Source organism: Halomonas sp. 5021 (genome assembly GCF_036663435.1).
Lineage (GTDB): Bacteria > Pseudomonadota > Gammaproteobacteria > Pseudomonadales > Halomonadaceae > Vreelandella > Vreelandella janggokensis.
The window spans coordinates 1-13,242 of the sequence record NZ_JAXOVU010000007.1; the positions used below are offsets into that span (position 1 = coordinate 1).

The 13,242-nt window shown below is 59.5% G+C and carries 9 protein-coding genes; all 9 read right to left on the reverse strand.

Features of this window, described 5'->3' with window-relative positions:
• Positions 1-171: 171 nt before the first annotated feature.
• The 9 genes from R3F64_RS12145 to pilM all read right to left on the reverse strand — a co-directional run bounded on the left by R3F64_RS12145 (position 172) and on the right by pilM (position 13,067).
• Positions 172-1,590: an FAD-dependent oxidoreductase gene (locus tag R3F64_RS12145; protein WP_085919586.1), complete on the reverse strand. Its 1,419-nt coding sequence runs from the start codon at positions 1,588-1,590 to the stop codon at positions 172-174.
• A 36-nt stretch (positions 1,591-1,626) separates the two neighbouring features.
• Positions 1,627-6,069, reverse strand: a complete 4,443-nt coding sequence (gltB, locus tag R3F64_RS12150; RefSeq protein WP_332611675.1) for a glutamate synthase large subunit — start codon at positions 6,067-6,069, stop codon at positions 1,627-1,629.
• A 454-nt stretch (positions 6,070-6,523) separates the two neighbouring features.
• Positions 6,524-7,630 carry a 3-dehydroquinate synthase gene (gene aroB, locus R3F64_RS12155; protein WP_332611677.1) on the reverse strand — a complete coding sequence of 369 codons (1,107 nt, stop codon included), beginning with the start codon at positions 7,628-7,630 and terminating at the stop codon, positions 6,524-6,526.
• A complete protein-coding gene (aroK, locus tag R3F64_RS12160; RefSeq protein ID WP_066321297.1) occupies positions 7,627-8,190 on the reverse strand; it encodes a shikimate kinase AroK in 564 nt (187 codons plus the stop codon). Before aroK ends, aroB begins: the two co-directional genes overlap by 4 nt.
• Positions 8,190-10,229, reverse strand: coding sequence for a type IV pilus secretin family protein (gene pilQ / locus R3F64_RS12165; RefSeq protein ID WP_199284690.1), 2,040 nt, complete (start codon positions 10,227-10,229; stop codon positions 8,190-8,192). Before pilQ ends, aroK begins: the two co-directional genes overlap by 1 nt.
• Before the next feature lie 54 nt (positions 10,230-10,283).
• Positions 10,284-10,823, reverse strand: a complete 540-nt coding sequence (locus tag R3F64_RS12170; protein ID WP_199284689.1) for a pilus assembly protein PilP — start codon at positions 10,821-10,823, stop codon at positions 10,284-10,286.
• Entirely contained in the window at positions 10,820-11,449 is a 630-nt protein-coding gene (locus tag R3F64_RS12175) for a type 4a pilus biogenesis protein PilO (RefSeq protein WP_085919591.1), read from the reverse strand. Before R3F64_RS12175 ends, R3F64_RS12170 begins: the two co-directional genes overlap by 4 nt.
• Positions 11,446-12,009: a PilN domain-containing protein gene (locus R3F64_RS12180; RefSeq protein WP_199284688.1), complete on the reverse strand. Its 564-nt coding sequence runs from the start codon at positions 12,007-12,009 to the stop codon at positions 11,446-11,448. The genes R3F64_RS12175 and R3F64_RS12180 overlap by 4 nt, the downstream gene beginning before the upstream one ends.
• A complete protein-coding gene (pilM, locus tag R3F64_RS12185) occupies positions 12,006-13,067 on the reverse strand; it encodes a type IV pilus assembly protein PilM (RefSeq protein WP_085919593.1) in 1,062 nt (353 codons plus the stop codon). The genes R3F64_RS12180 and pilM overlap by 4 nt, the downstream gene beginning before the upstream one ends.
• Positions 13,068-13,242: the final 175 nt, after the last annotated feature.

Below are 13,242 nucleotides of genomic sequence, written 5' to 3' on the forward strand. Positions count from 1 at the left end.
ATCAGGAGCCCAACGGGTTACCCTTCTGGCCAGAGAGAATGGTAGCTAATCATTCCCTCTTGAGAGACACAAGGAGCCCAATTCATTGGGCGATCAGCAATCATCAAGGCACCGAAGAGGATTTCCCGTAGACAGCCCGATCGCCCGACAAGTCCGATGCTGGAATCCGAATTAAACGCCCAGATAATCCAGCATGCCTTCCGCTGCCTGACGGCCTTCGTAGATGGCGGTGACCACCAGGTCAGAGCCGCGCACCATATCGCCGCCGGCAAAGATTTTCTCGTTGCTGGTCTGGAAGGCGTATTGGCCGTGCTCCGGCGCGGTGACACGGTCGCGCTCATCGACCTGGATATTGGCCGGGTCGAACCAGGGCGCGGGGCTTGCCTGGAAACCGAAGGCAACAACCACCGCATCGGCGGGAACAATCTCTTCCGAGCCCGGCACTACTTCAGGGCGCTGGCGACCGTTTTCATCCGGCTCGCCCAGACGCGTACGCACCACCTTCACGCCTTCGACCTTGTCGTCACCGACCACGGCGACCGGCTGACGGTTGAACAGAAACTCGACGCCTTCTTCCCGGGCATTGGCAACTTCCTTGCGTGACCCCGGCATGTTGCCTTCATCACGGCGATAGGCGCAGGTCACGCTCGCCGCTCCCTGACGAATCGAGGTGCGGTTGCAGTCCATTGCGGTATCACCACCGCCCAGGACCACCACGCGCTTGCCTTCCATTGAGATGTAATCGTTGGGATCTTTTTCAAAGCCCAGGCAGCGATTGACGTTGGCAATCAGGAAGTCGAGCGCTTTATAAACACCCGGCAGATCTTCGCCCGGGAAGCCTCCTTCCATGTACTTGTAAGTGCCCATACCCAGGAAAACGGCATCGTAGTCCTGGAGCAGCGTTTCAAACTCAACGTCGGTACCGATCTCGGTATTCAGCCGGAACTCGACGCCCATCTCTTCAAAGACCGCACGGCGACGCTCCATGACGTTCTTTTCCAGCTTGAACTCGGGAATACCGAACGTCAGCAAGCCGCCGATTTCAGGGTACTTGTCGAACACCACCGGCTTGACACCATTGCGTGCCAGGATATCGGCGCAGCCAAGACCTGCAGGTCCTGCCCCCACAATCGCCACTTTCTTGTCCGTCCAGGTCACCTGCGACATATCCGGACGCCAGCCCATGGCAAAGGCCGTATCGGTAATGTACTTCTCGATCGATCCAATGGTCACCGCGCCAAAGCCATCGTTGAGCGTGCAGTCGCCCTCGCACAGACGGTCCTGGGGGCACACACGACCACACACTTCGGGCAGCGAGTTGGTTTTGTGCGAAAGCTCGGCGGCCTCGATAATATTGCCTTCCACCACCAGCTGCAGCCAGTTGGGTATGTAGTTGTGTACCGGGCACTTCCACTCGCAGTACGGATTGCCACAGTGCAGACAGCGGTGTGCCTGGCTGGCCGCGTCGGTAGGCTTGTAGGGCTCGTAGATTTCAGCAAATTCTTTGGAACGCTTACGCGCATCTTTTTTCTGCGGGTCCTGACGACCCACATCCACAAACTGGAAATCGTTATTCAAACGGTTGGCCATGATCTCTCTCCTGTCAGCGATAGGGGCATAAAACGGTTATTCCGGCTGACGCCGAGACTGATCCAGCAGGCTACCCAGGCTTGCGGCCTTGGGCTTTACCAGCCAGAAGTGACGCGCGTAGTCGCTGAAGTCTTCCAAAATAGCCGCCCCACGCGCTGATCCTGTCGCTGCTACGTAGGCCTCAATCATTTCGCGCAGGTGGCGACGATACGCCTCCATCGCTTCGGTGTTAACACGGTGAATCTCAACCAGTTCATGGTTGTACTTGTCTACAAAGGTGCGCTCTTCATCCAGCACGTAGGCAAACCCGCCTGTCATGCCGGCGCCGAAGTTCACCCCGGTCTCACCGAGGACGCAGACCAGGCCACCGGTCATGTATTCGCAACAGTGGTCGCCCGCGCCTTCGATAACGGCCGTCGCCCCGGAGTTACGTACCCCGAAACGCTCACCCGCCGTACCCGCCGCAAACAGCTTGCCGCCGGTCGCGCCATACAGGCAGGTGTTGCCGATAATCGCCGTTTTGTGGCTTTCGAATTCACTGACTTTCGGCGGCACAATCACAATGCTGCCACCGTTCATGCCTTTACCCACGTAGTCGTTGGCATCGCCTTCGAGATACAGGTTCAGGCCACGGGCGTTCCACACCCCGAAGCTCTGCCCGGCAACGCCGGTAAAGCGCGCGGTGATCGGCGCGTTTTCCAGGCCTTCTTCACCGTAGCGCTTGGCAATCGCGCCGGATGTCAGCGCGGCGACACTACGGTCACAGTTGGTAATGGTGAAATCAAACTCGCCACCCGACTGGTTTTCTATGGCGTCTTTCAGTGCCGCCAACACTTCCTGGTTTTTGGCACCCGGATCGTGGGGCACGTTACGGCTCACCTTGCAGAACTGGGGCGCATCCGCGGGCACGAAGTCGTTGGTCAGCAGCGGCGTCAAATCCAGCTTGCGCTGGGAGGCGGTATTGCCTTCCAGCACGTCGAGCAGGTCGGTACGGCCGATCAGATCGGTGAGTTTGGTCACACCCAGCATGGCCATCAACTCACGCACTTCTTCGGCGATAAAGCGGAAATAGTTCTTGACCATGTCCACGGTACCGCGGAAGTGCTCGCCGCGCAGGAAGTCATCCTGGGTGGCGACACCGGTGGCACAGTTGTTCAGGTGACAGATGCGCAGGTATTTACAGCCCAGCGCGACCATCGGCGCGGTACCGAAACCGAAGCTTTCCGCGCCAAGGATCGCCGCCTTGACCACGTCCAAGCCGGTCTTCAGACCGCCGTCGGTCTGCAGGCGGATCTTGTCACGCAAACTGTTGATACGCAGCGCCTGATGGACTTCCGGCAGCCCCAGCTCCCAGGGTGACCCGGCGTGCTTGATCGAGGTCAGGGGACTTGCGGCCGTACCACCATCATAGCCGGACACGGTAATCAGGTCGGCGTAGGCCTTGGCAACCCCTGTCGCGATAGTGCCGATACCCGGCTCGGACACCAGCTTGACCGATACCTGGGCGTCCGGATTGACCTGCTTGAGGTCAAAAATCAACTGCGCCAGATCTTCGATCGAGTAGATGTCGTGGTGCGGCGGCGGCGAAATCAGCGTCACGCCGGGCACCGAGTAGCGCAGCCGCGCAATCAGCTGATTGACCTTGCCGCCAGGCAACTGACCACCCTCACCAGGCTTGGCGCCCTGGGCGACCTTGATCTGCAGGACTTCCGCATTGACCAGGTAGTGAGGCGTTACCCCAAAACGGCCAGAGGCAATCTGCTTGATTTTCGAGCTGCGAATCGTGCCGTAGCGCGCCGGGTCTTCGCCGCCCTCGCCGGAGTTGGAGCGGCCACCTTCCTCGTTCATCGCCTGGGCAAGTGCTTCGTGGGCCTCCGGCGACAGCGCCCCCAGCGACATGCCCGCGCTGTCGAAGCGCGGCAGCAGGTCTTCAACCGGCTCGACGTCATCCAGCGGAATCGGCGTTTCAGCAGGCTTGAGGGCCAGCAGGTCGCGGATTGTCGCCACCGGCCGCTCGTTGACCAACTGGGCGAATTTCTTCCACTTGGCGTAGCTGCCTTCCTGGACAGCGGCCTGAAGCGTCATCACCACGTCAGGGTTATAGGCGTGATACTCGTGGTTATGAACGTACTTGAACAAGCCGCCCTGGGTGATGCCCTTGCGGGGAATCCAGGCGTCTTTGGCCAGCAATGCCTGCTGCATTTGCAGCTCGGCAAAGCCAGTGCCCTGGATGCGCGACGCCATGCCCGGGAAGCACATCTGCATGATGTCGTCGTCGAGGCCGACAGCTTCAAACAGCATCGAACCGCGGTAAGACGCCAGTGTCGAGATGCCCATCTTGGAGAGGATCTTGAACAGCCCCTTCTGCAGGCCTTTACGGTAGTTTTCCCGCGCGTCTGCCGGGTTGCCGGTCAGTTCGCCGGTGCGGTGCATATCCGCCATCACCTGATAGGCAAGCCATGGGTAGACCGCCGTCGCGCCCACGCCGAACAGCACGGCCATCTGGTGGGCATCCCTGGCGTAGCCGGTCTCGACCACAATATTGGCGTTGGGGCGCAGGGCAAGCCGGCCCAGATGGGTATGAACCGCCCCTACCGCCAGGACTGCCTGAATCGGCAGCTTGCCTTTGGGCAAGTCGGCATCCGTCAACACCAGCAGGACTTTACCGGCCCGCACCTGCGTTTCGGCTTCCTGGCAAAGCGCCGTCAGTGCTTGTTTGAGCGACTGCTGCTCGGGGTCATAGCCCAGCGACAGGGTATGACTGGCAAATGCCGGATCATCCTGACTGACCAGGGCGGTAAATTTGCGCGGCGACAGCACCGGCGTGGTCAAGATCAGCCGGTGGGCATGTTCCGGGGTCGCTTTGAAAACATTCAGCTCGGCGCCACAACAGGTTTCCAGCGACATGACGATCGCCTCACGTAGCGGATCGATGGCCGGGTTGGTCACCTGGGCAAACTTCTGGCGGAAGTAATCCGTCAGCAGCCGCGGACGGCTGGACAGCACCGCCATGGGCGTATCATCGCCCATTGAACCTACCGCCTCCTGACCGCTTTCAGCCAACGGACGCAGCACCTGGTCGCGCTCTTCAAAGCTGACCTGGAACATCTTCTGCTGCACGTTCAGTGCATTACCATCCATGTTCTGGAAACGCGCCAACTCGGTCAGCGCCGATTCCAGGTAGTTGGCTTCCTGCTTCAGCCAGCGCTTGTACGGATACGCCGACTTCAGCCGATTGTCGATGTCCTCGGTATGCAGCACCTCACCGGTATGGGTATCCACCGCCAGCATCTGGCCGGGTCCCACACGCCCTTTGGCCACCACATCTTCCGGCTTGTAGCCGTAAGTGCCGATTTCCGACGCCAGGGTGATATAGCCATTCTTGGTAATCACCCAGCGCGCAGGACGCAGGCCGTTACGGTCGAGCATACACACTGCCTGGCGCCCGTCGGTCATCACCACGCCTGCCGGGCCGTCCCACGGCTCCATATGCATGGAGTTGTATTCATAGAAGCCACGCAACTCGGCGTCCATGGTTTCGACGTTCTGCCAGGCCGGCGGCACCATCATGCGCACTGCGCGGTGTAGTTCCATGCCACCGGTCAGCAGCACTTCCAGCATGTTATCCATGCTGGAGGAGTCTGAACCGGTGGTATTGACGATTTCATCCAGTTCGGCGATATCCGGCAGGCGCTCGTTAACGAAGTTCGCTTTACGCGAGTTCGCCCAACCGCGGTTGGCTTGAATGGTGTTGATCTCGCCGTTGTGCGCCAGCAGGCGGAACGGTTGGGCAAGCGGCCAGCGCGGTGCGGTATTGGTCGAGAAACGCTGGTGGAAGACGCAAATGGCCGTTTCCAGGCGCGGGTCGTTGAGGTCTGTATAGAAAGCCGGCAGATCTTCGGGCATTACCAGCCCTTTATACGACACCACTTCGGACGACAGCGAAGCAACATAAAAGTCTTCGTCGTCGCGCATCGCCTGTTCGGCATGACGGCGCCCCATGAAAAGGTCAACATCAAAGTGCTCACCGCTACCCGGCTGCACAAAGACCTGCCTGATACGCGGCAGGCAATCGAGCGACATCGGCCCGCACACGCTGGCGTCGGTGGGCACATCGCGCCAGCCGATCACGTTCAGGCCGCGTGCCTTGAGCGCGTCTTCAAGTGCATCGCGTCCACGTGCAGCCCGCTTGTCATCATCGGGCAGAAACACAACCCCAACGGCAAAACGCTCGCCCAGCTCAACGCCCAAGGCGTCCTTGGCCACCGCCTGCATGAAGTGAGTGGGCATTTTAAGCAACAGCCCGCAGCCATCGCCGGTTTTACCGTCAGCGGCGATCCCCCCCCGGTGCGTCATGCAGGTAAGGGACTCGATCGCGGTTTTCAACAGGTCGTGGCTGGCCTGCCCTTCCATATGGGCAATCAGGCCAAAGCCGCAGTTGTCGCGAAACTCGCCGGGCTGGTGAAGACCTCTATTCATGGGCGTGCCTCTAGTCAGCGTGTTTTTTTGGTAGCGGGGTTGTGATAAAAAGGCGGGTTGTTGATTTTTTTAGTGGTGATAACCGGCCTGTTGGAGGTCGGCTTTTGCCTTCGCTACCATTGGAAAATGGCCGGTCAGCATAGCGATTTGCAGCCGCTTTGCGCAATCTTTCCTCACCTCCTGAGCCTTCAAAACCCTTTCCAAATCCTGTAGTTGCACAACCGATCAATTAAAAAAACGATATCCTTCAAGCACTTGCAGCGCAGGAAAACGCTATTTTAACGAAACACTCCAATGCCTAGACTTTAGTCTAATAAGGCGCTTTTTAGCCATGCCGATACTGCATAAGGCATGCGGATTAGCTAAAACAGAAACCTTTATTGCGCACACCTAAAAACACCCCGCTTAGTCGAAGCGGGGTGTTTTTAGGTGCAATACAACGGGAAATCAGCGGCTAGCGTCGCGGATATTGATCGAGCAGGGTTTTTAATTGGTCAGGCGGCACCGCATCGCTGACGCAGGCACTGCCCAACGCCTCAAGCAGCACCAGGCGCAAGCGGGTATCGATATTCTTCTTGTCCAGCCGCATGCGGGCAAGAAAGTCGTCACTCGACATGCTTGCCGGTGCATGAACAGGCAAGTCGGCGCTCTTGATCACCGCCAGGCTGCGTTCGCGATCCGCCGCCGAAATCCAGCCCAGCTCATGGGAGAGCGTCGCGGCCATGGCCATCCCCGCGCCTACGGCTTCGCCGTGCAACCAGTTACCATAGCCCTGGTGCGCTTCAATGGCGTGGCCAAAGGTGTGGCCCAGGTTGAGCAGCGCGCGAACGCCCTGCTCGGTTTCATCCTCAGCGACGATATCCGCTTTTATCAGGCAGCTTCGGGCGATGGCCTCGGCAATCACCTCGGGCTCCACGCGGCGTAAAGCCGTCATGTTGGCTTCCAGCCAGGCCAGGAAGGTTTCATCACGGATGAAACCGTATTTGACCACCTCCGCGAGTCCCGCTGACAACTCCCTCGCGGGCAGCGTGGTGAGCGTGTCGATATCGACCAGCACGGCCTTGGGTTGCCAGAAGGCGCCGATCATGTTCTTACCCAGCGGGTGATTGACGCCGGTTTTGCCGCCCACCGAGGAGTCCACCTGGGACAGCAGCGTGGTCGGCACCTGGATGAACGCCACGCCACGCTGGTAGGCGGCGGCCGCGTAGCCGACCATGTCGCCAATGACCCCACCGCCCAGCGCTATCAGGGTGCAGCGACGATTAAACCCCGCTTCCAACAGCGCACTCCAGATACGCTCTACCTGCTCGATGGTCTTGTACTGTTCGCCATCGGGTAGCACTAGCGTGCGCACCTCCAGATCATCCGGCAGGCTATCGCAGAGACGTTCCAGATACAGCGGGGCAATGGTTTCATTGGTGACCACCATTACCTGCTGGCCGGCCAGATACGGCGTCAGCATATCGGGCCTGCCTACAAGCCCTGTACCAATAAGGATCGGATAGCTGCGCTCGCCGAGCGCCACCTCAAGCGTACGCTGTACGCCGTCAACTGCGGTCATGGGGATACCTTGTTTGACGAATTTATGGATTCAAGAGGGTCGACCAGGCGCCGGACGCGACGCACAATTTCGTTGACCACCGCGCGCGGGCTGCGCCGGTCGGTACGCACGGTAATATCCGACGTGGCGCGATAAAGCGGGTCACGGGCGGCGAACATATCGTTCAGCACCTTCTCGCGGTCAGCACACTGCAACAGCGGGCGGTTGCGGTCTTTCGCCGTGCGCCGGAGCTGCTGATCGACAGTGGTCAACAGGTACACTACCGTGCCCCGCTCGCGGAGCGCGCGGCGGTTTTCCTCGCGCAGCACCGCGCCACCGCCAGTCGCCACAACCACGGGATGGCGTTGGGTCAGCTCGTCGATCATGTGAATCTCACGCTGGCGAAAGCCCTGCTCGCCTTCCACATCAAAAATCCACGGGATATCGGCCCCGCAGCGCGCTTGAATGGCGTGGTCGCTATCAAAAAAGTCGCGCGATAGTTCGGCTGCCAGCAGTCGACCAATCGTGCTTTTGCCAGCCCCCATGGGGCCAATCAGAAAAAGGTTGGGTAAATCCTGCATTAGCGAACCGTTAAGCCATCATCAAGAAGTCGTGGTGTAATAAAGACTAACAACTCTACCTTTTCATTGCTCTCTTCGGTATAGCGAAACAGTCGACCCAGCAAGGGAATATCGCCGAGCAGCGGTGTTTTGGCGACTTGACGCAGCTCCTCGGTGGTTAAAATACCGCCCAGCACCACGGTTTGCCCATTATCGACCAGTACCTGGGTCTCGATTTCATTGGTGTCTATCGGCGGTTCCCCCCCAAACTCGGACTCCCGGAAGCTGTCATTGCGAATCAACAGATCCATGATGATGCGGTTATCCGGCGTAATCTGCGGGGTGACCTCAAGCGATAGCTCGGCCTCCTTGAACTCGGTATCCGGATTATCGTTACCGTCAACACTCTGGAAGGCACGCTCCTCGCCCTGGCTGATGGTAGCGGTGCGCTGATTGGCGGTAATGATCTTGGGCTGTGAAATGGTCTGGCTCTTGCCCTCACTTTCCAGGGCGCGCAGCTCAAGATCGAGCAATACATCACCGGCCAGGTAGCCAAAGCTGAACCCGGCACCGGCGTCGGAGGTATCGCCAAAATCAACCGCCAGCCCGCCGCGAGCGCGGTTTAGCCCATCGGGATTGATATCGCGGCGTTCGAATGTGCCGTCACCGCCATCCTGAAATCCGCGGGTGCTGGACGCCCCCCAGTTGATGCCCAGCTCGCGGGAAGCCGTATCACGGGCGATCACGATGCGGGCTTCAATCTGCACCTGGCGAACGGCTACATCCAGGCGGTCCAGCGTGCGCACGATTTCGCGCACTTGATCCGGGGTGTCCTGAACCAGCAGCGTGTTGGTGCGTTGGTCAACGCTGACCCGGCCTCGCTCGGTGAGCAGACCGAAACCTTCACCGCCACGCAGCAGTTGCGACAGGTCTTCGGCACGGGCGTACTTCACTTCAATAAACTCTGTTACAAGCGGTGCCAGCGTTTCCTGCTGATTGCGGGCTTCCAGTTCCTGGCGCTCTAGTTCAGCCAGTTCGCTCGCCGGCGCCACCACAATCACATTGCCCTTTTCACGACTGGAAAGCCCCTGGCTCTGGAGGATCAGGTCCAGCGCCTGGTCCCAGGGCACATCGTTAAGATTGAGCGTTACCCGTCCGCTGACGCTATCGCTGGCCACCAGGTTCAAGCCGGTAAAATCGGCGAGCGTGGCAAGCACGGCGCGCACTTCAATATCCTGAAAGTTAAGACTCAACCGCTCGCCAGTATATTCCTCGCCTTGATCCACACGCGCCTGCTGCGGGACTTCGCTGACAGGCTGGACTTCCACCGTCAACTGATCGCCTGACTGCGATGACACCATGGCATAGGGGCCATCGGTGGTGAGCACCAGCTCACTGCCGCGTTGCCCGCGGCGCGGCGTGATACGCGAGATCGGCGTGGCAAAATCCGTCACGTCATAGACCTGATTGAGGGCGTCGGGCACCGTCACCTGCCCGAGTTCGACAATCACCTCATTACGTCCACCCTCGCGCACCTTGGGGCTGACGCTGTCGCGATCAAAGGTCACCAACAAGCGCCCTGCACCACTTTCACCGCGTTGAAAGTCAATATCCTGCACCTGGGGCCCCTGCGCTGTTTCAAGGCGTTCGACAGGCAGCTCATTCGATGCCCCAGCGGCCGCCAGGGTCACGGTCAGCCGGTCACCGGACACCGATGAACGAAACTGGCGAGGCGCCTCCAGGTCCAGCACAAGGCGCGTGCGACCACTGCCTTCCAGCGCGGTAATGCCCTCAACGCCCCCCAGGTCAACGCGTGTCCGACGCTCGGTCAGGCCGTTTTGGGTATCCGCCAGATCCAGTGCCAAACGCGGCGGGTTCGTCAGCGGGTAGCCATTGAGCTCAGGCACCTCACCGCTGAAACGCAACTCCAACGCCACGTCGCCGCCTTGCGTTTCACGCACCTCGAGATCGGTGAGCACCGACGCCACCGCCCAACCGGGAAGTAGCATCATTGCGGCCAGCATGCTTTGCCGAAAACGGCTTACCAAGGTGTTTGCCATGGGTCTCCATCCACTTGCTTTGGGTCGCTGCGTGATGCGCATGCCCGTCATCATTTAGCGCTCATCGACAATAGTGAGCGAAGCAGGACGTGTCTGCCAGCCATTTTGCTGGGTGTAGACGCGTTCGCGAATCTCAATCTCCTGAGCTGATATGGCAACAATGCGACCATAATTTGTGCCCATATAATGACCTTCCCTGACGTTAACCACCTCACCCTCAGGTGTCGCAATCATGGCCACTCGCCGACCGTCCATGCGTATCGTGCCAACCAGCTGAAGCTCTTGCAGTGAAAAGCGCTCCAGTGGTTCGGCAGGTCGTTGCGGGTCGGGGCCATTTTCACCCGCCGCCCCGTACGCGCTGTCCTGTGTCGATTGTGGCGGCAAAAAGGGGCTGCGCGCCTCGCTGTGCTGATAGCGTTGTGCAGGGTAAAGCGGCACATACGGAATCACCATGACCGGCTCACTGCTGGAGGTTTGCCGTATATCGTCAAGGGTTGCCTCCAGTTGCGACAGCGCTGGATCCGCGCAGCCCGTCAACAGGAGAAACCCCGCTAGCCATCCAGCGACTAACCCTCGGCGAACCCACGACGTCATGGAGCCTCCTCCCGATCTCGGTAGGTGCGCGCCAGCAAGGAAAGCCGCAGGCTGTCCCCAGTGGTATCGACGGGCGCCAACGTGAAGTCGTGCTGGGTCACAAGCCGGGATAACGAGGCAATGTCGGCGGCGAAACGGGCAATCTGATGAAAGTCGCCGCGTACCTGTATATCCAGCGGCTGCTCCACATAGTGGGGCTGGGTAACCGTGGGACGCAGACGAATGGTTTCGATTGTCAGCCGGTTATCCACCGCGGCATCGCTAATACTATCGAGCAACGATGGAATCTCCGCACCGGTGGGCAGGATGGCGCGCACACGCGCCATTTGGTCTTCCAGCGTGGCAAGCTGCTCGCGTATCTTGGGCAATTGAGCCGCTTCACCTGACTGCCGACGGTAGTCGCCAAGCAAGCGCGATTCTTGCTGCTGCGCACTGGCCAACTCGGCGCGCCGCTCGCCGATAATCAACCATTCCATTATCAATACAGCCACCAGCAAGGCCAGCCCACCGCAAAGCGCTTTGAGCAGCAATGGCCAGCCACCGGCTTCTTTCACATCCAGGTCTCGCCAATCGACATCGCGCAGCTGTTGCCATTCCTGCGCCCAACGCGCCCGCTTCCAGATCATGGCTGCTCCTCGGCGGAAGCCGACAGTGAGGGTTGCTCAACATCGAAGCGGAACTGTCGGCCGCCACCCTCAGCGTCACTCTCGACTTCCGATAGCGATGGCACGCCAAACGCCCGACTGTCAGCCACTCGGCGTAACTGCTCGGACACCTGCCGTTCGCTGGCCGCGACCCCTTCGATGCTGACCTGGGCACCGTTGCGCGACACCTGCTGGTAGACCACACCGCTGGCGACGCTGCTAGCGAGTGCATTGAACAGCTCAACGGTGCTGGCCCGCTGTGTTTGCAGCGTTTGGAACAACACCAGTTGCTCACCGAGCCGCAGGGCGTCCGCCTTATAGCGCTCCAGGTTGCCAATATCCGCTGTCAGCTCGCGGGTTTGAGCCTCAATAAACGCATTGCGCTGTTGCTGGGCAGCCAGTTGCATTGAATAAAACTTGGCGATGCCCCAGCCGAGTGCGACGCCTAACAACAACATCAGCACCATAAAGTAGTAAAAACGCCGCGTGCGCCGTTCGCGCTGCTCCTCACGCCAGGGTAACAGGTTGATGGTGATGCTCATTGCCCAACCCTCATGGCCAGGCCGCCTGCAGTCAGCATCGCCGGGGCATCGTTGGTGAGCGCTTCGACATCCAGGCGCTTGTTGACCGCCATGGCCTGGAAGGGGTTGGCGATCGTCACGTTCATGCCACTATCTTCAGCGATACGCTCTGCCAAGCCAGGAATTACGCTCGACCCACCGGCCAGAACAATATGCTGAACCTCATGTTGACGCCCTGCGGTGTAGTAAAGCTGGAGTGAGCGGCCCACCTGCTGTACGACCGTTTCCAAAAACGGGTTAAGCACGCTGTCAGGATAGTCATCGGGCAGGCCGCCGCGTTTTTTGGCAAAACCGGCCTCCTCCATACTTAATTGGTAACGGTCGCGGATGGCATCGGTCAGTTGGCGGCCACCAAAGACCGTGTCACGGCTGTAGACGATGTGCCCACCGCGCACGACGTGAAAAGCGTTCATATTGGCCCCGATATCCACCAGGCCGACGCAGGCGTCGGGGTCGTCCTGAACATGAAGCTGGCGGCGCAGCACTTCAAACGATCGCTCCATGGCAAAGGTTTCAACTTCAACGGCGGCGGGCTCGAGCCCGGCGCGCTCGAGGGTCTCGGTTAACTGGCTTACATCCTGCTGGCGGCAGGCCACCAGCACCACCTGCTGACGGTCATCGTCAAATGGCGATGGCCCCAGGCACTCAAAATCAAACGCCACCTCATTGAACGGAAACGGAATATGCCGGTCTGACTCGGCGATGATGCGGGCTTCAATATCGTCTTCACTGAGTGATCGCGGAAAGCTGAGCGTTTTGGTGATCGCCGCGCTCGCAGGTACGGCCACCGCCGCTTTACGCGTTGACGGGCTGGCATGTTCTACCGCGCGACTGAGAACCTGGGCGACGTCGTCGATATCACGGATGCGTCTTTCCACTACCGCCCCTTCACGAAGCGGACGCACGGCGTAGCTTTGCACCTGAAAGTTCTGATGAGCGTTCTTGAGTTCAAGCAGCTTGACAGTCGCCGAGGTAATATCGACGCCGATCAACCCGTTACGAGGTTTGAGTAAGCGCATTATGGGTCCGGAGTCGCTTGCCTATCGCGTTGCTCGAGGTTACATGATTTTAAGCCGAGTCACACTCACGCCGCATGATGGCACATCAACACTGGTGGCGGCCGCCTTGGCTTCCTATAATGGCAGCCAGTTGCGTGATACGGTCGTTTAGATACCGTCTCTTTTTTATTCATCC